The 22,567-nt window shown below is 34.5% G+C and carries 22 protein-coding genes and 1 pseudogene; 19 read left to right on the plus strand and 4 right to left on the minus strand.

Going from position 1 to position 22,567, the window contains the following annotated elements; genetic code table 11:
* Positions 1-57 precede the first annotated feature (57 nt).
* A complete protein-coding gene (locus CM19_RS13090) occupies positions 58-204 on the minus strand; it encodes a hypothetical protein (protein ID WP_160164871.1) in 147 nt (48 codons plus the stop codon).
* 743 nt (positions 205-947) lie between these two features.
* On the opposite strand from CM19_RS13090, the gene CM19_RS05870 reads away from it, so the two are divergent.
* The 4 genes from CM19_RS05870 to CM19_RS05885 all read left to right on the plus strand — a co-directional run bounded on the left by CM19_RS05870 (position 948) and on the right by CM19_RS05885 (position 3,942).
* A complete protein-coding gene (locus tag CM19_RS05870) occupies positions 948-1,235 on the plus strand; it encodes a hypothetical protein (protein ID WP_048099644.1) in 288 nt (95 codons plus the stop codon).
* Entirely contained in the window at positions 1,226-2,842 is a 1,617-nt protein-coding gene (locus CM19_RS05875; RefSeq protein ID WP_048099490.1) for a helicase C-terminal domain-containing protein, read from the plus strand. Before CM19_RS05870 ends, CM19_RS05875 begins: the two co-directional genes overlap by 10 nt.
* Position 2,843: 1 nt before the next feature.
* The gene (locus CM19_RS05880; RefSeq protein ID WP_048099491.1) at positions 2,844-3,626 is read left to right on the plus strand and encodes a thioredoxin family protein; all 783 of its coding nucleotides are present in this window, start codon (positions 2,844-2,846) and stop codon (positions 3,624-3,626) included.
* 94 nt (positions 3,627-3,720) lie between these two features.
* Entirely contained in the window at positions 3,721-3,942 is a 222-nt protein-coding gene (locus tag CM19_RS05885; protein WP_048099492.1) for a sulfurtransferase TusA family protein, read from the plus strand.
* Here CM19_RS05885 and CM19_RS05890 read toward each other — a convergent pair.
* Entirely contained in the window at positions 3,934-5,781 is a 1,848-nt protein-coding gene (locus tag CM19_RS05890; RefSeq protein WP_048099493.1) for a hypothetical protein, read from the minus strand. The genes CM19_RS05885 and CM19_RS05890 overlap by 9 nt on opposite strands.
* A gap of 240 nt (positions 5,782-6,021) precedes the next feature.
* Positions 6,022-6,172 (minus strand): annotated as a pseudogene (locus tag CM19_RS13455) (DUF4322 domain-containing protein); the annotation flags it as partial.
* Positions 6,173-6,600: 428 nt separating this feature from the next.
* Between CM19_RS13455 and CM19_RS05895 the strand changes: the two are divergent.
* From CM19_RS05895 to CM19_RS05905, 3 genes are read left to right on the plus strand one after another with little or no spacing between them, the layout of a single operon-like run.
* A complete protein-coding gene (locus CM19_RS05895) occupies positions 6,601-7,233 on the plus strand; it encodes a superoxide dismutase (protein ID WP_048099494.1) in 633 nt (210 codons plus the stop codon).
* Positions 7,234-7,264: 31 nt separating this feature from the next.
* Entirely contained in the window at positions 7,265-8,344 is a 1,080-nt protein-coding gene (locus tag CM19_RS05900) for a nucleotidyltransferase family protein (protein WP_048099495.1), read from the plus strand.
* The gene (locus tag CM19_RS05905; protein ID WP_048099496.1) at positions 8,341-9,021 is read left to right on the plus strand and encodes a Rossmann-like domain-containing protein; all 681 of its coding nucleotides are present in this window, start codon (positions 8,341-8,343) and stop codon (positions 9,019-9,021) included. The genes CM19_RS05900 and CM19_RS05905 overlap by 4 nt, the downstream gene beginning before the upstream one ends.
* Here CM19_RS05905 and CM19_RS05910 read toward each other — a convergent pair.
* A complete protein-coding gene (locus CM19_RS05910; RefSeq protein WP_048099497.1) occupies positions 9,011-10,159 on the minus strand; it encodes a hypothetical protein in 1,149 nt (382 codons plus the stop codon). The two genes, CM19_RS05905 and CM19_RS05910, sit on opposite strands and share 11 nt — an antisense overlap.
* 44 nt (positions 10,160-10,203) lie before the next feature.
* On the opposite strand from CM19_RS05910, the gene CM19_RS05915 reads away from it, so the two are divergent.
* From CM19_RS05915 to CM19_RS05970, 12 genes are all read left to right on the plus strand, one after another.
* Positions 10,204-10,539, plus strand: coding sequence for a DUF2175 family protein (locus CM19_RS05915; protein ID WP_048099645.1), 336 nt, complete (start codon positions 10,204-10,206; stop codon positions 10,537-10,539).
* A 47-nt stretch (positions 10,540-10,586) separates the two neighbouring features.
* A complete protein-coding gene (gene thyX / locus CM19_RS05920; protein ID WP_048099498.1) occupies positions 10,587-11,345 on the plus strand; it encodes an FAD-dependent thymidylate synthase in 759 nt (252 codons plus the stop codon).
* Positions 11,346-11,564: 219 nt separating this feature from the next.
* Complete coding sequence (locus tag CM19_RS05925; protein WP_048099499.1) at positions 11,565-11,954, plus strand: NADH dehydrogenase subunit 3; 390 nt, start codon at positions 11,565-11,567, stop codon at positions 11,952-11,954.
* Entirely contained in the window at positions 11,951-12,433 is a 483-nt protein-coding gene (locus CM19_RS05930) for an NADH-quinone oxidoreductase subunit C (protein WP_048099500.1), read from the plus strand. Before CM19_RS05925 ends, CM19_RS05930 begins: the two co-directional genes overlap by 4 nt.
* A 4-nt stretch (positions 12,434-12,437) precedes the next feature.
* Entirely contained in the window at positions 12,438-13,616 is a 1,179-nt protein-coding gene (locus CM19_RS05935; RefSeq protein ID WP_048099646.1) for an NADH-quinone oxidoreductase subunit D, read from the plus strand.
* On the plus strand, positions 13,616-14,674 hold the full coding sequence (gene nuoH, locus CM19_RS05940; protein WP_048099501.1) for an NADH-quinone oxidoreductase subunit NuoH: 1,059 nt from the start codon (positions 13,616-13,618) through the stop codon (positions 14,672-14,674). Before CM19_RS05935 ends, nuoH begins: the two co-directional genes overlap by 1 nt.
* Positions 14,662-15,168 (plus strand): NADH-quinone oxidoreductase subunit NuoI, encoded by a 507-nt coding sequence (gene nuoI, locus CM19_RS05945; protein WP_048099502.1) that lies wholly within the window; start codon positions 14,662-14,664, stop codon positions 15,166-15,168. The genes nuoH and nuoI overlap by 13 nt, the downstream gene beginning before the upstream one ends.
* Complete coding sequence (locus CM19_RS05950; RefSeq protein WP_048099503.1) at positions 15,152-15,652, plus strand: NADH-quinone oxidoreductase subunit J family protein; 501 nt, start codon at positions 15,152-15,154, stop codon at positions 15,650-15,652. The genes nuoI and CM19_RS05950 overlap by 17 nt, the downstream gene beginning before the upstream one ends.
* Positions 15,653-15,654: 2 nt before the next feature.
* Positions 15,655-15,942, plus strand: coding sequence for an NADH-quinone oxidoreductase subunit NuoK (locus tag CM19_RS05955; protein WP_048099504.1), 288 nt, complete (start codon positions 15,655-15,657; stop codon positions 15,940-15,942).
* Positions 15,943-15,964: 22 nt separating this feature from the next.
* Positions 15,965-19,372, plus strand: coding sequence for a proton-conducting transporter transmembrane domain-containing protein (locus CM19_RS05960; RefSeq protein ID WP_048099647.1), 3,408 nt, complete (start codon positions 15,965-15,967; stop codon positions 19,370-19,372).
* Positions 19,373-20,758, plus strand: a complete 1,386-nt coding sequence (gene nuoN, locus CM19_RS05965) for an NADH-quinone oxidoreductase subunit NuoN (protein ID WP_048099505.1) — start codon at positions 19,373-19,375, stop codon at positions 20,756-20,758.
* The gene (locus tag CM19_RS05970; protein ID WP_048099506.1) at positions 20,755-21,807 is read left to right on the plus strand and encodes an inositol-3-phosphate synthase; all 1,053 of its coding nucleotides are present in this window, start codon (positions 20,755-20,757) and stop codon (positions 21,805-21,807) included. The genes nuoN and CM19_RS05970 overlap by 4 nt, the downstream gene beginning before the upstream one ends.
* Positions 21,808-22,567: the final 760 nt, after the last annotated feature.

Below are 22,567 nucleotides of genomic sequence, written 5' to 3' on the forward strand. Positions count from 1 at the left end.
AAAGTCCTGGTTATTTTTACTTTCGCTTTCTCAAAGTTTTTAGATCCCTTAACTTTCCTAGGTAGTGATTTGTGAAGTATCTTCAACTTTCTGATAGTTTCTCATGCCTTCCATGGTTTTCCACGTAATTATTGATTTTGTGAGTAGTCTATACACACCAACATCACTACCAAAGCGTTTGTTTATTAAAATGTCTCTGTTCACTCTAACTTTGAAGTCACCTAGATGAGATAGGTGAAGGATATTTAACTTTCTTTTTGTCTTTAAATTTCCAACCGCTTTACGGGTGTAAACTAGAGAGTAAAACTTACCCAGAGTATTTTCCTCTGGAAAATTCGCTTATCTCTCTAGGAACCTTTCTAGTGATTCATGAAAAACACTCAGCAACAGCTTGCGCTACTTGAGAGAAAAGTTTTTGACATTCATTCTACTGTTTCTCTCAGGTGTAGAGCTATCTGTTTTAGTTCTGTCTTGCTTAATCCCTTTTCACCTCGTTTATAGAAGTAGAATGATACCCACGTTAATGTATTATACATCTCACGCGCAAACTGGCCAGGCTTTTAACATCCTTAATGTTTTCCATCCGCATAAGATCCAAACCGGAATGCTACAGTGGACGCAGATATCAAATTAAAAATAGCTTATAAATTCGCGTCAATTCATCCCTCCGTGGGAGGGGGTACTCTTGACTCTTTTCCATAAAGTCCTAAATCTTAGCATTCATTTGGCACGACATTAGATTGATTGTTTTTTATATCTTTATTTTTTTAATATTAATAGAAAATATTATTTTTATGTTTCTAGCTCTTACTATTTTAGAGAAAACTAATGTTTTACGTATATAACTTAGTTATTAACTAAGTTATAATTCTTCCTCAGTTACATAAGCCATTTGAAGATAAGATTTTATAATGTTAAAACAGTTACATATATTAGTGGTATTCAGAATGTCAAGTATAAAAGAAGTTTACAAATCAAAGGTTGACTATAGAATTATGGAAATCGCTAATAGTTCTCCTAGTACAGAGATTTTAGCTACTGTTATCCTTAATTCTCCACCCTCAGAGGATATTATTAAGCAAGTTGGTGATGTCAAAGTAGAAAAGACCTTTAATTTTATGCAAACCATAAAAGTGAGGGGAAAGGCTAAAGACGTTGTAAGTCTAGCGGAAAAAGAATTCGTAACTTATATTATGTTAGATGAAATACTTGTAAAGAACGAAGAGTGGATTTAAGGAATTGGCAAGCAAAGTTAAAAGATAAAGTAAAGGTACAATTAAAAGAAGGATTTTTAGTAGCCTTACAAGCGCCTACAGGAAGTGGTAAGTCTCTCTTTTCAATTCTTGTTTCTCTAGAAGTTAAGGATAAAGTACTATATCTTGTTAGAACTCAAAACGAGATTTACCCTGCATATAGAGAGACAGTTAGACTAGGTAGAAGGTTTAGCTTCATTGTAGGTAAAACTACTGCTTGCCCTTTAGCCTCAGAAGATGTTGATCCTGAAGATATAAATTGTAAATATTGTGAATTATTCACCTCAACAAATGTATATGTGGATCAACCACCGTTTAGTTTTTTGAATAAATTAAAGGAAAATGGTATTAAAGAAGGATTTTGTCCTTATTATTCGCTATTTTCTTCGATGGAACAAGCTGAAGTAATTGCGATGACCTATCCATATATATTTATCCCTAGGTTAAGAGAATCCTTAAGTCTTGATCTTTCACAATATGTTTTAATAATAGATGAAGCTCATAATTTGGATAAGGTAAATGATCTAGATGAAGTCAGACTAACTCATGGGACAATAGAAGGTGCAATAAAACAATCCGGCAATGATACTGTCAAAAGTTATTTAGATAAACTAAAGTCCCAAGTGTCTAAGCTTGTGTATCCCGACGAAAAATATATAAAGATAGATAGTCCATTAACGTTAGACGAGGATGTATTAGAACTCTTTGAGGAAGAATATGAGAGTATTAGGGATAAGATGGTAAAAGAGAAAAAAATAAGAAAGATTTATGTCGGTTCTATTCTTAAGTTTTTCAAAAAGCAGGGGCAAATATTCTCCTACAAGGGTAGTTTAGTTAAAAAAGAGATCCTATCTTCAGTTTTTACTTCCTTTCTTAATGACGAGAAAGTATCAGTTCTACTGATGTCTGGTACATTACAGCCAAAGGAATATCTTGAAAAAGTTCTTGGAATAACAAGAAAAATATACTATGTGGATGTTGAAAAGGAGGTAAGGGAAAGAATTACAGGAACACATGATTGTTTTATTGCTTCCGATGTAACTTCAGCTTTCTCCAGAAGGGGGAAAGAGATGTGGAAGAAATACGCCAGTTATCTTCTTAAGATATATTACCAGGCTAAAGAAAACGTTCTTTCAGTCTTCCCTAGCTATAGCATAATGGAAGATGTAATGAGCCTTTTATCAATTCCGAAATTTGTTGAAGGTGAAAGAAGTAACATAGAACAAGTACTTAATTTAAAGGAGAAAACTCTCATTGCTGCAGTAGCTAGAGGTAAGTTGACTGAAGGAATAGAGATAACGGATAAAGGGAAGAGCTTAATTTCAGACGTAATTTTAGCAGGCATCCCTTATCCTTCCATAGACGATTATTTTAAGATGCAGGCCGATGCAATAAAAAGGATAACTAAAACTGATATAACGGACTTAGTAATAAGAACTCAAGCAGTGATAGCAGTCAAGCAAGCCATAGGAAGGGCTATTAGAGATCCATCAGATAGAGTTAATGTATGGCTTTTAGACAAAAGATATGAGACTACTTGGTGGAAAGGAAAAGTAAATTGCTTTAACCCGAAAAAAGTAAGACTATAATGTGAATGTGGAAATATTTACTCATAAAAACTGTACTGAATGTAGTCTTCTATTAGAATTTCTTGAACAGAAAGGATTGTTAGGAAAAGTAAAGGTAATTGATACTGAACTTTATCCGTTCATAGCATTAGAGAGAGGAGTAATATCGACCCCATCAGTTTTTATTGATGGAAAACTTATCTACGCTGGCACTGTAGATTTTGAAGAATTTGCAAGTTTACTTTCTGGAAATAAGGTAGAAAAAAGAATAGACAAGGAAGATTTAGCAGATAAACTAATGTATGGGATAACGGATTCTTTCGCTGCAACAGCCTGGATTTACGTTAACAGAGACTTTGACTCGTTTATGGCGCAAAAGGATTTCGTTAAAGCAGTAACTGGGTTAGTCTTAGTAGAGAATAATGATGAGGCATATGAGTATCTAAGAAATATCATGATAAAAGAAGGTGAAAAGTACTTATCTAAGTGGGAGGAACGTATGATAAGGAATATTTCGTCTAATTTTATTAGAGAGCTTTATTGGCTCTATGGTATAAAATTAAACGTTAAGGAAGTGATGGAGAAATATCCTCTTGAAACCTTTGCTCATTGGTTAATGGTCAGAGGAGGGGCTGTAGGAAGAGTGGGCCTTAGAATTCATAATTTAACAGAAAAAGATTTACTTGAAAGAGTAAAAAAGATTTACATTTTCACGCTAACTAATTATGATACGTTATGGGAAAAAGTTAAGAAAGAACAGGATGCGATTTCACCAAAGGAGGCTGAAAGGTATTTATCATTATAACTCTTGTTCGTTTAAAATGTTAAGATTTCTTAAGTTGGTTATTTCTAAATCATATTATAAATACTTTTAAAATCTATCCAGCGAATCTCATTTTATGTCAACTCAGCTTGATTTGAGAGGGAAATCGTGTGACGAATTCATAATGGAACTATCAAAGTATTTGATATCTCTTAAACCAGGAGAATCAATAACAGTAATAACGGATCCCGATAGAATACTATGTACGCATCAGCTCTTACGTAATGCTCCCCGATATTTATTTAAGGGGGATATTAAGGGTGATCATGCAGAGATAATTATAAGGAGATTAAGGTAGGCAAATTCTTTCCCCTTTTATAACTGTCTTTGTCCCCTTAACATTAAACCACTCTGACACGTATGTTGAAAGCTTAGAATTAATACCGATGTTTTCAAGGCTTATGCATTTCTCTTCATATAGCTTATCAGTTAGAAGTTCAGTATTATCCTCTAATATCTCAAGAAGTGCTATTATTGCTTCTTTATTTTTAATTATATCCGAGGCATCGTTCAATTTTGCAGAAAGGTTCATTACAAATAACATCTTATCACAAAGTGTTGAATCTTCTGATAGATTTTCTTTAATTGTCTTACATGATTCTAGTGAAGATGATATAGATGGTAATTTTCCTTTTTTAATAATCTTCTCTAGTTCATTAATAAGATAATCAGTATATTCCCCTATTAGAGAAAGCAGATCTTTCATCGTTTCATAAAGTTTGTTTAAATCCTGAATAGCAAAATTATCCTGATGAATATCGTTTATACGTTTAGATATTTCGAGTTTCTTTTGTTCATTACCAGGCATATTTATAACGCTAACTACTTGAATTTCCGCATTATGACATGAGATCAATTCATTCATAAGTTGCTTATCTGAAAATAAAGGTACTATGTCACCAAGTGCCCTATAATCGACTATATAGAACTTGTTAAATTTCTTTCCGGTTATTTTCTCTAAGTTTTCAACCGCTGTATTTATTTGATTAAGAGCAAAGCCTACGTTCTTATTAATCTCTAAGATTAATCTTTGAATATAATCTATCCCTGCCTCCTTTAATTTAAATTTGTCCTTCGGATACTGTAATTCATCCATCAGAATACCTACTTTTTTTAGTTTAACAACTATATTATTATATTCTACGACAGTACTGAAAATAACGTCATTTATACTTTTTTCGATGTCTGAAATCTCATTATTTATTTTATCATTTAGAGCTGATATACATTTTATATCTTTACATTCCTCAATTTCTTTTTCAGCTGCAATTAAGTTGTTTTGACCTTGCGAAACTATATCTTTTACATTTTCTTCGAATTCACTAATTAGTTTTATTCTTCCTAGTTGTGTTAGGTAATCCTCTATTTCTTCTCTTAAATTTTCAGTTTCAAAGGATACTTTTTCTCGAGTAACTTTATTTTTATATAGTAATTCAACAGATATAAAAATTGTATTTATAACTAAAGCAATTATTGAGATTATTATAACTGTCAGATTAGGAACGTATGTAGTATTCAGCAAGAGTGAAGCACCAAATATACTAGGAATTATTCCTACAATGCTGAAATAGTTCCTTAGCCCAAATATAATAGAAGCTATGAATAGGAGAGCTATACTAATTATGGAATAAATTAGTGGTGAAGTTATATCTATACTATTTGGATTTATATCTTTTAATGCTAGGTAAATGAAAGGTATTGAAGAAACGAGGTTTATTATGCTCTGTTTTTTCTCAGATATACCAGATAATAAGAGAAAAGGAGTTAGAGGTATACTAAAAATAGCTAGGGCTGTAATAAAACCTTGAACAGTGTTAAATTTTACTTCTACTATGAGAGGTACTAAGAACACTAAAATAATAAATATAACACCATATAGTAATCCCTCAATTGTTGTATTAAAATTCTGATAAAGGTATTGAATTGATATAAATAAGACCATGGCAGGCGCCATAATTTGAGGTAAGGCTCCTGAAACTATCGCAATAAGAGGTATCCCAAGATATATATAGTTAGTTAGGCCGAAATGTAAAAGAATCAGGTAAATCAGCAATGAATTAAGTAGTGCTACTATTACTCTTTCAATCCACTTTTCAACTTTAATTGTTACTTCTTCTGCGAGGTTGTCTTTGCTCATAGCCTACGCTTAAATATGAGAATTATAAGATTATAAAACTTCGTCTAGTCATAAGTGAAATTTTTGCCATTGTACAAAAAGCATTGTTGTTTTTACCATATTCAGTTAGGATAAATTATAATATAGAGTTTAATTATAGCGATGAAGTTTATTAGGACTGTGGTATCCGAAATTATCATGTTCCCCCTATTTACTATAACCATTTGTCCATTTTTACATGATTATTTATCTTCTTATTGTCTCCTCAATCATTTTCTCCGGATTTTCTAACCCTTGTTCCTCAACGTAGTTCCTTTCTGTTTTTGGTGATACGTTATACTTTTGACATCCTTTCAACTGACGTTTTTGCTAAGAGCGCTTGTGCAAGGGTTTTTCCTACTTCTCTCCCCTTCCCTCGAACTTCAAGGTGAAAAAATTATTTATTTTTCTTATTATACGTCGGTTAGGGAGAGTTTATTCTTGCTCATGTTAATCCCCTTGGTAATACCAATTCCCCTCACCCTCTCAAGTTTTCTTTAATTGTTTAATTAAAATCTAAATTTTTTAAATATTAAATTTTATTGTTCAGATCTTTTTTTACCATTATGATTTTAGATCTAAGGTAAAGTGCGAGGTAGATCCTACAGTAGTACTCTTCACAAAATATCTGATGACTTATGTCATCCTAATTGGAATAAATATAGAGAGTAAATATGAAAAATCCTTTCTAAAGGATAAGTAGTTTTCTCACCTTAAGAAATATATATTCGTATATTATTCCAAAAGGAAGACATATTTACGTCAGAAAGAAATAAAAGTAACTACGATTTAAATGTTGATATGAGTTCCGGAATTTCTTTCAAAAAATACGAATTACCACCCCTTCCGTATAATCTAGATGCATTGGAACCATACATAAGTAAGGACATTATAGATGTACATTATAATGGACATCATAAGGGATATGTAAATGGTGCTAACGCCTTTCTAGATAGAGTAAACAAAGTTCTAAAAGGAGAATTAGCCTCAGGACAATATGATATGATGGGATTAATGAGAGGTCTAGTATTTAATATAAATGGACATAAGCTCCATGATCTTTACTGGAGGAATATGACCCCATCAGGTAAAGGTGGTGGAAAGCCCGGCGGTTCATTAGCTGATTTGATAGATAAACAATATGGAAGTTTCGAAAAGTTTAAGCAAATATTTACGGAGGCAGCTAACTCGCTTCCAGGAACAGGATGGACGGTTCTTTACTATGATGTAGAGAATGGAAATTTACAGATAATGACCTTTGAGAACCATTTCCAGAACCATATAGCTGAGTTACCTATTCTGTTAATATTAGATGAGTTTGAGCATGCGTACTATCTGCAATATAAAAACAAGAGAGCAGATTATGTCAATAACTGGTGGAATGTAGTAAACTGGGATTTTGCTGACAAGAAACTGCAGAACTACATAAAGTAAACTTTTTTCTATACCTTTTCGTAATTGTTATATGGTTTCAGCAATACTTCTAGCAGGTGGATATGCGACAAGATTAAGACCTTTAAGCCTAACTAAACCGAAGGCATTGTTTCCAGTTTTAGGTAAACCTATAATAGAATATATATTAGAGGGACTACAGAGAGCACAAATTGAAGATATTCATTTTTCCTTGAGAGTAATGTATAGTAAGATAAATGACTATATTGCATCTAAAGGGATTAAAGCTAAGATAGCTGTAGAAAGTGAACCTCTAGGTGATGCAGGAGCTCTAAAATATGTGAATTCTTTAAATCGTTTGGACGATACAATTTTGGTAGTGTATGGAGATATATATAGTGAAGTAGACTTTAATGATTTTTTGAAATTTCATGATGAACACGAATGTCCAATAACAATTATGGGAACTAAGGTAGAAGATCCGAGAAGATATGGGGTATTAGTTACAAACGATGATGATAAACTAGAAGAGATAATAGAAAAACCGAAGAATCCTGTTTCAGATATAGTTAACGCTGGAGTTTATGCGTTTAAAAAAAGCGTCCTTGACAAAATAGATGGACCTTCAATAAGTAAAAATGTTTTACCCAAAGCCCTCAATTCTATGTGTATTTCAGTCTATAAATATGATGGTATATGGGCAGATATTGGAGTACCAAGAGATTATATGAGGTTAAATATTGAGCTTTTATCTAAGAAATTCCCGAAGGGGTTTATATCGACCGAAGCTAAGGTTAGTGAGAAGGCAGAATTAACTCCTCCGTATTATATATCTGAAGGCTCGATAGTAACAGAAAACTCCTATATAGATTCAAATACAGTCTTGGGTAGAAGGGTAAGGGTTGATATGGGTTCATATGTCGGGGAAAGTATAATAATGGATGATGTAGAAATTGGAATGAGTAGTTACTTGAGCGGTGTTATAGTTGCTGATAAGTGCAAGATAGGTAAGTGGAATAGAATAAGCGAAGGCACAATACTTGGAGAGGAAGTTTTAACTTATGATGGCATTATGTGTAATAGAGACACAATCATACTCCCAAATAAAGAAGTTACAGAATCAATATATAAGGAGGGAAGAATAATTCTATGATTTTAAATGAGATAATAGAAGAATTATCATTTGATCTTAAGAAAAGGAAGATAATTAATGTATGTGTAGGTACTAACTATACATCTGTGTTGTTAGATAACCAAACTATGGGAGTTTCGAATACAATAAATGAGGGAGAAATAGAATATTCGGGAGAGATTATAGGAAAAACTGCGTACGACTTAGCTTCACAGATAGATACCCCAATTCAAAGAAGTATATCTACTGCTATTTTAAATGCCCTAAATTTTATGGAGCTAAATCCAGGAGATCCCATATCCCTATATTCAGGTGAAACTCTCTGTGTCTTTGGCTACTCTCCTTCAATAACTGCAAATTTTAAAGAAATAATAACTTATGACTTTTCTGATAAACCTATGGAAAAAGCTAAGGCATTCTCGTCGTTTACTCGTGAGACATGCGATGTCGCAGTAATATTTGGTTCGTCACTAGTTCTTAACGTTATAGATAAGATTGTAAAGAACGTTAAAGCTGAACATTTAATATTAGAAGGAGTCTCCTCAGTAGAAGCGCCTATTACGTTAAAGAAGTATGGTTTTGAAGCTATAGGTAAGGTTATACCTGTAGATAAGTACAAAGCTTTTAGGTCAATTTGTGAGGGTGGAACTTCAAGAAAATTAGCAAAATATATTACAAGAATGTTCATTAAATTATAAACTGTATATCCTCTAATTTCTCGTAACACTTATCTCCTCTTTTATATCTACATTCGAGATTTTTAACGAACTCTAACCTAATGTCAGTATATGGTCCTTTGTTACTCGTCTTGACTAGATCCTCTATCTTTATGAGAGATATAGCTATTCTAGCTAAAACCTTGAGATCTCTTGAACCAGCATAAGCGCAATTTATTGCTTTTCTTGCCTCTTCTACGTAATTTTGTTCACCCGTAATAGCGTAAAGCCTAGCTAAGAATATTGAAACTTCTGCGTTAGCTAAAGGTTCTAAGAAAGTTACTTGTGTTAACCTGTCTTTTGGAGGAGAATCTTTAAAACCTTTTTCATGGGTTAGGTTTTGCTTTATATACTGATGGATTTCCAATGCCTTCGAAAGAAATTCTTGATCCTCTGTTCTTTCATATTCTGTTAATAAGGCGTTCCCTACTGAGGCTTCATCTATAAGCAAACCCTTGTTCTCCATTTTTTTGCTTCTAAAAACAGATCCTTCTTTGATTAACTCAAAGAGAACTTTTCCATTTTCTTTCCCTGCTTCAACTGAAAAAGCTATGTTCTGTGCGTAAGGACTAGGCTGTAATTCATCTCCATTAATTAGAAATTTAGCTTCAGGAGTTAACGGTTTTATTTCTTTTTCTCCTGACTTATATTTTTCATCTAACTTTTCTATAAATCTGTATAGCTGTATAGCTCTATGATCTGCTGGAATTCCATTAAGTATGTCTCCGATAACTTCGTATATTATTTCCTGTTTAACAGGTTCTTCTGGTGTCGGTATATAGTCCTTGAGTTTTTCTCCGTTATATCCCTTTAAGTACGCTTCTACAATTTCCCTAGTTTTATCTTCAATAAATTTAGCATCACTAGATTGAATAATGCCTAAAAGATTAGCCTCTGGAGATAATATAACGAATGATGGTACATAATAAGTGTTGAACCTAGAAAGGTATTCTGGGTATTCGTTAAGATTTATTTGTTTAGTATAAAATCTGCCAAATATAGGAAGATTTGATAATTCATTGAATACTTTTTCACATTCGTCACACTCGTCAGCTGTCATGAAAAGTCCTATTAGTTTATCATAGAACTTTGCATCTTGGAAAAGTCTTTCGTCTATCATCAATAGCGTAATATTTATTTAGTATATAATTCTACTCTTTGCCTATGAGTAGAGCTCCTACAAAATGGAAATGTGATCTATGTAATAACGCCATATATTGGGACGAATTATTCACATATACGTCAAAGAAAAATGTAGTGCATTTCAATTGTTTTAAGGATAAAGCATTAAAAACTACTAAAATTGATGAAAAACAGATTAGAGCTATAGTTGACTCTCTAGAGGACGAACTTAAGATGATTACTTTATATAAGCAGAGAATTCCACTAGTGACTGATGAAGAGGTAAAGAAGTTTATGGAACAAGCAGAGAAAGACGCTGAAAAAAACTCAGCGATGTTAACGAGAGCTGTAGAGAAACTATCCAGAGTTCTAGAGTAACATCAACTCCAAGCACTTTTTTAATTTTAGGATAAATAGATTTTTAAATGAAAGTCGAGCTTGTTTCTTTTACTTCTGATGGGGAGAAGGTTATAGCTATTGCCTCAAAGATGTCTCGTTCAAGGAAAGGATGGGATTCTCATCAGCAAATGCCAAAGGAAGAAATAGAGGTCTGGATTCGTGACGCTATTACTCACGGTTATTGGAGCGTTTTAGAACACTCTTCTTACACTTTTTCTATAGAAGGGATTTCTAGGGTCGCTTCACATCAGCTTGTTAGACATAGGATAGCATCATATACACAGATGAGCCACCGTTTCGCTAAACCTGTTGATGAGTATTACAAACCAGTCATCCCGCCATCTATAAAAAAGAGATCAGAACAGGCAGAACAGGCGTATAATTCAGCTTACGAAGCTTATTTTTCTCTTTTGGAAGAAGGAGTCCCAGAAGAAGACGCTAGGTACGTCTTACCAAACGGGGTAAACACAAACGTTGTTGTGACAATGAATGCTAGAGAGTTGTATAATTTCTTTGCTTTACGTCTGTGTAGTAGGGCTCAGTGGGAAATAAGAGAAGTAGCTTGGAAGATGCTTGAGGAAGTAAAAAAAGTCCACCCTATCCTCTTTAAGTACGCTGGGCCTAACTGCTTAATTCATGAAAACTTCGTTAGAGAAGAACCAATAACCTTGGACGAGCTTTCTAGTAAAAAGATAGTCTCTGAACGATGTATAGAAGGTGTAAAAAGGGACGGTATTCCTAAATGCGTGTTAAATGCTAGACAAATTTCCCTTACTCCTTTATGATACTTAACGCTTTAACATAGATCACATTTTTTCAGTTGATAAAATCAACAGAACTATATCATAAAGTTAAACAATTCTCATAAAAGTGGAAGTAAATTATGTTTTCTTTTTTACAAATTAAATTGTCCTTATCTAAAATTAGATTGTATATACATTATAAGCAAGTCTAAATTCTGTTAAGAAAAATATTTAAGGAGCATAAGTTGTTTAACTACTAATATGGCATTAACACAGCCTCTTGTATCCTTAGGTTTATTAATAGTCCTTACTCTAGGGGCAGGCTATGGAGGATATAAACTACTCTCTCTAGTTGTCCCAAGCGAGAGAACACCAGTAAAGATGAGTAGATTTGAGGCTGGAAATATACCTACAGGCTTAGGTCGAATTTGGTTTCCTCTACAATATTATGGATACTTGTTAATCTATACTACTATAGAACCCATAATAGTCCTCTTATTTTTAATAGCATATGCTCCATTTTACAATAATTTTATAGAATTTAGAAATTTGTTTGTAGTAGTAGGTTCGTTTATTGTACTTGTATATCCAGTTTTGTATTATTCCATAAAACAAATAAATGTTGTTTTAAATTGGGTGTTGAACAGATGACTCAGAGAGCAATAGATCTAATAGTAACAGAATTACAAAAGATGAAGGTAAGTGCAAAAGCGGAAAGCGATACAAGAGGATATGTAGAAGTTCCTAAAGATAGAATTGTGGAAGTCGCAAAGAAGTTAAAGGAATTGGGCTTTGATCACGTTAAAGCTGTTACTGGAATAGATTTTCCCGAACAAGAGAAAATTCAACTGATATATCATGTATCCTCATATTCAGAAAACCTATACAATATTATATTTGAGATAAAGAGCTTTACTTCCTACAAGGATTGTGTTATGCCTAGTCTAATTACAGTTTGGGAAAGCTCTTGGACAGGTGAAAGAGAGACTCATGAAATGTTAGGTGTCTATTTTGAAGGACATCCTGATATGAGAAGGTTGTTTTTACCAGAAGATTTTGATGGAGTTTATCCTCTAAGGAAAGAGTTTAAGATTAAGTTGGAGGGATTGTTCGTTGACAAATCAGAATGACTTTATGGATGTAGAAGTAGTTCCAGTTACAGGCGAGCTTAATGTAGGTCCTCAGCATCCAGGATCTGGACATATGAGAATATTAGTAAAGCTAAGTGGTGATATAGTTGACGATGTAGAACTTGATGTAGGTTATGTTCATAGAGCAGTAGAAAAATTGGGAGAGAATAGAAACTACATGCATTTGATACCTTTAGTGGAAAGACCGGCGATACTCGATTCAGTACACATGAACATGGGCTATGTTATGGCAGTGGAGAAAATAATTAATGTCGACGTTCCTGAAAGGGCTCTATACTTAAGGAGTTTTGCCGCTGAAGTTAATAGAATAGCAAGCCATTTCTATGGAATAGGAATACTAGGAATTTTCTTAGGTCACTCAACCTCCTTTATGTGGGGTTTTGGGGACAGGGAGATTTGGGTACACATATTAGAGGCATTAACTGGGGCAAGAGTTACAAACTCCTATGTTATCCCTGGAGGAGTAAGAAGAGATATCTCACCATCAATTATTGAGATGACAAAAAAGGCAATTTCTTACACACGGAGAAAATTAAATGATTGGAAAAAAATCTTTTTCAACAATCCGACAATTAGGGCTAGACTCGAAAATGTAGGAGTTATGACAAAAGATCAGGCGATAGCTTGGGGAGCTGTAGGTCCTAACCTTAGGGCGTCTGGAGTTTACTTTGACGTTAGAAAGGCTGAACCTTACGCTGCTTACTCTAAGCTAGACTTTGATATTCCAGTTTACAAAGAGGGAGATGGTTATGCAAGATCAATGGTGAGATTAGAAGAGATAGAACAAAGCATGAGAATTTTAGAGCAAATAATAAAGGATATACCTCAAGGTCCAATACTTAGTGAGAGATTTCTCAAACAGATACCTCCTACCAGAATGAAAAAGTGGGTAGAAGGACAAGGAAGGATAGTCCTTCCAGGTTATTATGCCTCATTTAGACCTCCAAAGGGCGAAGCTACATCGAGGGTAGAAGCAGGAAGAGGAGAGTTAATGTATTACGTCATGAGCGACGGATCTGCGAAACCGTATAGGCTAAGAATGATAACACCTTCCTATAGACTAATTTATGTTTTTAAGAATCTTTGTAAGGGAGTTAGATATGCAGATGTCGTATCCATTTACGGTAGCCTAGATTATTTCCCTCCGGAGGCAGATAGGTGATGGATTTCATATCAATATTAAGATTTTATTTCTTTTATCCATCTTTTTTTGATATAATAATATTTCCAGGATTAATATTATTTGCAGTTATATTGTTAACTGCTATATGGTTTGAAAGAAAAGCAGCGGCCAGAGTTCAAATGAGAGTTGGTCCCTATTATGCCTCTAAGAGATCAGGAGGATTTCTACAACTGGTAGCTGATGCTCTTAAGTTTGTCTTCTCTGAAATGATTATACCAGATCAAGTTAACCCAACGCTTTTTGTGTTAGCCCCAGCACTACTCCTAATGATTTCTATATTGCCTTTTGCCGTAGTTCCAGTGTCTATAATACCCAAATCAGGTTCAATTTTCTCACCATACTTTCACGACTTTTACGATCCGAATATAGGAATGGGTGTGTTGTCAGGATTTTTCACTCAATACAACCTAGTTCTAGTGTTAGCCCTTGAAGCGATATATCCTATTTTCATTATATTTATGGGCTGGGTTACAAATAACAGATTTGCTATCTTAGGTTCAGTAAGGGAGACGATGCTATCAGTAAGCTATGATGTATTAATATTTATGGCAACGGTCTCCTTAGCGCTAGAATTTCATACCCTAGATATTGCCCAAATTGTTCAAAGAGGTATACCAGGTATACTAGCAAATCCATTTGCAGCTCTAGTATTTTTTATTGGAATGTTGATAGGGAGCTCTAGATTCCCATTTGACATAGTCGAGGCTGAGACAGAACTAGTAGTAGGCCCAGCAACAGAATATAGCGGATTTCTGTTTGTAATAACGATGGCCCCTGCATATATAGGTAACTTCATCTACTCATTTATTTTCGTAGATCTATTTTTAGGTGGTTGGTTGCCATTTACTGGTCTTCCTGGAGCCGCTTATACCGCTCTAAAGGCGGTAATTGTGTTATTTTTTTCCGTATTCATGAGATCAGTATATGGAAGGTATAGATTAGATCAAGCTCTAAGGGGAAGTTGGAAATATCTATTCCCTCTTTCTCTTTTTGCATTAATATTTGGTATGGTGGTGGGTTTCCTATGGATAGCGTAAAAAAAGAACCTAAAGAATATAAAAAAGAAAATCCGATCGGTCTTTTTGGAGATCATTTAAATGCAATAGCTACTGGACTTAAGTACTTTGCTAAACCTCAAAGAATAACTCTGAAGTACCCAGAAGAGTCCATTCGCTTACCCACGGGTTATAGGGGATTGATAAGACTATACAAGGACGTTTGTATCGGTTGTACTTTATGTGCTATGATATGCCCAGCAGATGCTATGAAGATGATGACTCAGGAAGGAAAGAAATTGCCTATAATAAATTATGGTAGATGTGTATTTTGTGGATTTTGCGTAGATATCTGCCCTGTAGATGCGTTAAAGGAAACAGGAGTACATGACGTAGCATTCTCTAATAGGAGAGATTTAATCTTTGATCCTGATAAATTTAATAAAAATTATGACGTTCCATTTACTGGAGTTGTAAGGAAAGTTAGGGCCGAGGTAGACGAGAAAAAGGGGATAAGATATGTACCAGATAGCTGAAGCTCTGCAGTTAACATTATTTTCAATTTTTGCTATATCTTCTGTTGCAGCATCGATATTCATAGTCTCGTCAAAGAACGTCTTTTACTCTGCGATTTCCTTAGCTATCCTTGGGATTAGTATAGCTGCAGATATCGCATTACTTGATCCATCTTCCTATTCTATATACTCAGTATTCCATGTTCTGCTTTATGTTGGGGCAACGGTTGTGTTTCTTTCAGTCTCTTTAGTAATGTTTAGAGGTTTAGATGTTAGAGAAGTGAGAATATCGTGGGCTCCAGTGGTTTCTCTAATAGTTGTAGCTTTTGTGTTTGTAGCAGTTTTAGCGTCACTCAGTAACGTTCCTCCTGTCGAACCTAAGCCAGTAAATCTCGTCGTTTTAGCTCAGGACGTACTTAATACCTATTGGTTTCCAGCGTTCATTCTAATTGTAGGTCTATTAACAACATTAGTAGAGGCTATAGCTTTAGCCAGGAGGGAATAATAATGATCCTTGTCTCTTATTATGGTATAGCTCTTTCAATAATTCTAGTAGGAGCAGGAACTTATGGTCTTCTTAATAGCAAAAATATAATAAGGATCTTACTCTCATCTGAAATAATACTTAATTCATCAATTCTTTTTGTATTTTCCTTATCTAGTTTGATAGGGAAAGTATATAATCCAATTATTTTTTCTGTATTTGCTATAGGTATGGCTTTAACTGAGGTTGTAGTTGCTTTTGCCTCAATAATCTTATATTATAGAGTTAAAGGTTCTCTAGAGGTGGAATGAGGTGCTTATAGAGATAGGAATCATGATAATATCCATAATAATTGCCTCTTTTACTTTCTTCTTGAAAGGAAAATGGAATTCATTTGTTTCTTCAATTATAGCAATTTTAATTAACTCTTACTTTTTAGTTAGGCTTGGTTCATTTGAGAAGTTTTACGTAACCACTGATGTCGGAGACTTTGGGTTTACAGTAAATGATCTTAATTTTGCTTTCTTAATTGTTATTCTGTCTGTAACTGCAGTTACAGCTTATTACTCTACGCGATATATGGAAGAAAGATTTGCTGAAACTGGAAAGAATTGGGGACTTTACTTCGGTCTATACTCCTTATTTGCTGTTTCAATGATGTATGTTGTACTTTCAATAAATCTTTTGGAGATATATGTTTTCCTGGAAATATCTTTAATTACATCCTTTCTTCTTATAATGCTTTACGGTTATGGCGATAGAAGGAGAATTAGCTTAATGTATTTTATCTGGACTCATGTAGGTACAATCCTTCTCTTAGCGTCTATAATCCTAATAGGTATAGAGACTGGAACAATGAATATTTACTCTAGCTTTAGTACATTTTATCATTATTCAACAATACCATTCTCTTTATTAATATTTATTTCGGCGATAATTGGAATGATGGTAAAAGGCGCTCAAGCTGGCTTCAATATATGGTTACCTTATGCCCATGGAGAAGCCCCTACACCTATATCAATACTTCTAAGTCCTAATTTAGTTGGATTAGGGATTTTTGTAATAATAATTTACTATTATTTATTTCCAATCTATACTTTTATTGCAGGTATTTTCATAATCTGGGCAATAATAACAATGATATATGGAGGTCTTAACGCGATATCTCAAAAGGATTTCAAGAGATTTCTCGCATATTCAACTGTTTCTCAAATGGGTTATATGTTACTAGGGTCCTCTATAGCCTACTTATTAGGTCTGCCTAATAACGCAATAGCCTTACCTTTAGGAATTCTAGCCTCTATTCTGATATATGCTGGTCATGGTTTCGGCAAAGCTATTCTCTTCATGAGTGCAGGGGCATCAATAACGGAACTTCATGAGAGAAACGTAGACAATTTAGGTGGTTTGTATATGAACTCCTCCCTGCATTCTAGCCTCTCTTTTATTGGCGTATTAAACTTACTTGGTATGCCTCCAACAGTAGGTTTTTTTGGAGAAGCATTACTTTTACTTGCTGTAGGAGAAACTGTTAGTAAAATTGGAATACCTCTGTTTATCGCTATGGCCTTATTTATAGCAATAGGGATTGGAATATCTTCCTCGTATTTAGCATACTTATTCAAGAAAGTTTATGGTGGTAAATCTAGGCATGATATCAGCATGGACAAAGCTGTAGAGTATAGTATTCCAATGATTCTTATGGCCTTACTTAGTATGCTCTTTTTCTTCTTCCCGAACATTCTTTCTAGTTCATTAAATAATTTTATAACTATTTTGTCGGGAACATACTATATTCCATTTTTAATTGTATTTCTTCCAGCTATAGGTTCTCTAATTTCGCTTGTAACTCCAAGATTACTGAACCAAGATCTAAGAGGGTCTATAGTGGTTGCTCTAATAGGGATCTCTACTGCACTTTCAGCCTACAATCTTTACTATACCTTATCTCTTCCCCATACAAGTTTTTACGTACCAGTCTATGAGTATACATCTTTTACTTACTTCTCATTTAGTTCTTCTGTTCTACAAGCGCTATTAGCTCTCTTTGTGTCAGGATTATCCTTCTTTATTTCCGTTTACAGTATAGGTTACATGAGAGAGGATACTGTTCTTAGACGTTATTGGGGATTCTTTGGATTTTTTGTCACTTCTATGTTGGCCGTTGTTCTCTCTGACAACTTGTTCCTATTCCTAGCTGGATGGGAAGGTACTGGACTTGCATCTTACGGACTAATAAGTTATTGGTTAAATGATGATATGAAGAACGTTGTAGGAGATCCAGGGAGGAAAGTCTTAGGTGTGGAGTATTTATCAAAGCCAACAACAAGTGGAATAAGGGCTTTAGTATTTACTAGAGTCGCTGACGTAGCAATGTTCCTTGCTTTTGGCTACCTGCTTTTCTTAACTAGAGGTTCTCTTTTCACAGCTAACTCTGCCCTTTATTCCGGGGTTTTCATATCACTTTCAGCGTTATCTGTTCTTCCATTTGCTCTTCCGATACTAATCTTATTGTATCTTGGAGGTTTATCAAAGAGCGCTCAATTTCCATTTACTCAATGGTTAGTAACTGCAATGACAGGTCCTACTCCAGTTAGTGCACTAATTCACGCTGCTACTATGGTTAATCTTGGAATAATCTTCTCATTAATAACTTATCCTTTTCTAGTTGTTCAGCCCGTTTTCGCAGTAAAGGAACTACTAGAGATAATTATTGGGGTAACAGCGTTCACAGCTATATATACTAGCTTAAACGCTCTTGTTTCAAACGAACAAAAGGTTATTCTCGCAAACTCCACTGCTGATCAAATAAGCCTAGCAATATTCTCTGTAAGTCTTGGCTCATTGTTAGCTTTAGACATGAATAATCTTCTCTTTCTTTATGCAGGAATAACTGCTGCCTTGATTCAGATGATAGCACATGGGATCTATAAAGCCTCTCTGTTCATGAATGCTGGTTCGGTAATTCATTATACCGAAAGTAGATATGTAGCCTCTTTTCCGAATCTTTATAAGAAACTTAAAGCCGTCTTCATTCTTCAGTTATTTGCAGCTCTAAACCTGGCGAATATCCCCATATTTATAGGATTTTGGGCTCACTCCTTTATCTCATACATGACCGCATACTTTCCGTATATTGATATTCTTTATTTATTACTTGAATTTGCAGGATCAATTTACATAATTAGATATGTTGCCAAGGTATTTATGTACGGAAAAGGAGAAGGTCACGGAGAAGGTCATATAAGTTCTATCATGTTAGTTTCTCCTGCAATACTAATTGCAATTAGCATAATATTGGTTGGCGTATTAGGTTATCTAGTCTCATTCTTTAAGGTAGAGTTCTTCGCTCCATCTTCGCTATTTGTGTTTAATTCTGTTGAATTTTTAGCTTCTCTTGTGGGAATAGCTATTGCATTTGTCGCTTTTACTTCCGAAGCTAATTATTATAGGTATCTAAGACCTGTGATTGATTTTCTTTATTATGGTTGGTACGTATATCCATTAACGGATAAATTTGGTTCTATTTCCTTTAACGCAGCTCAAGCAATATATAGAAACGTCGAAACAGGGATAATAGATAGTTCTTTAAATGTAAAGCTTCCACGTGGTATAATTAGCTATGGTTCAAGGCTTTTCAGCAGAATACAGACAGGAGTTTTAAGGGACTACCTAGGATATTATATGGCTGGTTTAGCAATAATTCTTCTCATAATACTTGTTCTTATAGAGGTGTTGTAAATGATTTTAGATTACCTGACTCTAATTTTGCCCTCAATTTTCTTACTTGCAAGTTCAATCTCAATTTTGTATCTTGATAATGGAAGTGATAAGGGATTTTCCAATGCTTATAAAGTTGCAATAATATCGTCGATTCTAGCATTGTTTTCGCTTATCTTTCTATGGAGTTATGGTGTATACGGTTTCACCTTGTTTTCCAATACCATTTACGTCGATCAATTAGGATACCTATTTGCAATATCATCTCTGATAGGTCTAGTTGTTGTTCTAGTTGGCTTATCTCAACATATACATGAGTGGAAGACTAGATCATCAATGCTTTCGCTTCTATTACTTAGCGGTTTAGGAATTATTTACATGTCGTTCGCATATAATGTACTGGTCATATTGACCGCTTGGGGGATATCGTCTGCAGCATCTTACGCAATTGTTATGCTTAGGAAGGACGAAAATTCAGTTAGTGCGGGCATAAAGTATTTAATTATGGGATTAGTTTCATCGTCATTTATGATTCTAGGTTTTGCATTTTATATAGTAGCTACCGGTACATTATCTCTTCATTATCAAGTGCAGTATTCCTCATTGATGTTCATGGCTATAGCATTTCTCGCAGTTTCTTTCTTATTTAAAATTGGTGCGTTCCCCTTCCAAGGATGGTTGCCAGACGTTTACACAAAAGCTGACAGAATATCCGTGGCTTTTATATCTAGTATAGGGAAATTAATTGGTATAATACCGTTAGTCAAGGTACTTTCTTTAGGCGATCCTACTCATAGTTTGATTATATTAACAGTAGTTCTATTCTCCGCAATCTCAATAGCTAGTATGACTGTAGGAAACGTAATTGCTTTCTCAAGAAATGACGTTGCATCTGTTCTGTCCTTTAGCAGTGTAGCTCAAATGGGCTTTATAGCAATTGGTTTCGCTACAATTGAGATAGATCCTAAATTAGCAGAAGCAGGTTTGGTTATTCAGAGTCTAGCATATGTGTTAGCTCAGGCTGGGTTATTCAACCTTGTAAATCACGTAGAAAAGGTTTCTGGGACTTCAAGGTTAGAAGGAATCAGAGGACTATCGAAAAGTGATAAGAGTCTTACTGCAGCTTCAACTATTCTCTTGCTTAGCTTATTGGGTCTTCCTCCAATACTAGGTTTTTGGGGGAAGCTTTTCTTGTTTGAATCAGCCTTCGATTTTCCTTGGCTTATAATAATAGCAGTAATAAATAGTGCAATATCTTCGGGTTATTACATTCCAATAATTAGAGAAATGTTTAGAGAAGGTAACTCTCAATACGTAAAAAGTGATGAGAGAGATAGTGTTATAATGGCTGCTATTTTAAGTATAGGGATTGGTTTAATATCTCCTCTACTCTTGGTGATATTATGATAAGAGTTGCAATAATAGGAGTAGGTAACGTAGCCTCAGCTTTTCTTCAAGGTTTAGAGATGGTAAAAGTTGGGGTTAAAATTAATGGGACCTTAGATCTACCGATTTCTTTTCATGAAATAGATGTAGTTGCCGCATTTGATGTCGATAAAAGAAAAGTTGGTAAGAAGCTATCAGAAGCAATTTTCCAGAAGCCAAATGTAGTTCCTCGCTTCTTTGATGTTAAGAGCGATGTAACTGTTTTAAGAGGTCCAACTTTAGATAGTTTGGATGTTCATCTCTCACAAATTATAGACGAGTCGGAGGAATCTGCTGTTGATGTAGTAGACGTCTTAAAGGGCGAAAACGTTGACGTTGTATTAAATCTCCTCCCTGTGGGGTCAGATAAGGCTAGTCTATTTTACTCAGAGCAAAGCTTAGAATCAGGATCGTCTTTCATAAATGTTGCTCCATCACCTATTGTGGAATTAATGGGAGACAAATATACTGAAAGGAAAATACCTCTTTTCGGAGATGATTTACTTAGTCAGATAGGGGGAACTGCCTTACACTCTGGACTAATAGAATTCCTTCAGAAGCGAGGAGTGAAAGTTTTAAGGTCATATCAAGTTGATATAGGTGGAAACACTGAAACTTATGCAACTCTTGAAGAAAATAGAAAGGACCTAAAGAAGAAAATAAAATCATCATTTATTTCTGGAAGATCTGAAAATGCTGAAATAGTGGCTGGTACCTCAGATTATGTGGAATTTTTGGGAGATAGAAGGGTAAGTTATATGGTAATAGAGGGTGAATATGGCTTAGGGAATATAGTGAGAATAGACGTGTCAATGAAAAGCTTGGATGGTCCTAATGCGGTTCAACCTCTTTTAGATTTAGTAAGACTTTCTAGTATTGCTAGGATAAGAAATATAGGTGGCCCAATACCAGAAATATGCGGGACTTACTTTAAGAATTCTAAGAATAGATATAGTTCTATAGACGAAGCCAAAAGAAATCTTATGGAATGGCTTAAGAAAGTGATGATAGAACCCCGGTCTGATACGTGATGCGACCGTGTGAGGACTGAAGTTTATTTCATAGATGGTAAGGTTTGAGATCACTTAGAGGATATAGATAATTTTTTTTATTATAAAGTATCAAACGATAAAATGCACTAAATTTGAACTACAAGAAAAATCTTTAATTATAGATAATATTATAGTAGAATGAGAGAAAATATGCAATTGTAGGCTAGTACATAATCCGCGATCTTCGAGAGATTTAATCAATTCTCTCATTCTGTACTTTCAGCCTTTAGTGATGACGTGAGATTCTCAGTGATAGAAGATCTAAAGAGATACATGTTATTGTTCCGGGTCTCTATAATCCGGCATTTCAGCTAGCAATGCTACACTTAAATGCATGGAAAAGAAGTAAGTCCTTATGAAATAAAACACACTAAACTAACTAAAGCCCTCTATGAACAAACAGTAGTAGGACTCATTACAAAATTTTTATTACCTTGAAAGGTTGGGGTCGTGAAACTGTTTCGAATTCTAGGGTATAGAAACCATTTCCTATTCTGAGTTAGAAAATCATTTTTAATGGTAGAGTTCTAATCCATTCTGCAGACCTAAACTTCCTATCACCACTGTAAAAGTATCCTTTATGGAAACGTTTCATTAATCTCGTGTGATGCGTAAGTTATGGGATCTCGAAGCGTACTGACTTAACTTCCTAGTTCTTGAGGTTCAGAGCATCTTCACCAGACTGATCTCTGAGTTGTATCAAGAAATTGTCTGAAAAACTCTTCATATTTTTTAGAAT

Origin of the sequence: Candidatus Acidianus copahuensis (genome assembly GCF_000632495.1) — an archaeon.
GTDB lineage: Archaea > Thermoproteota > Thermoprotei_A > Sulfolobales > Sulfolobaceae > Acidianus > Acidianus copahuensis.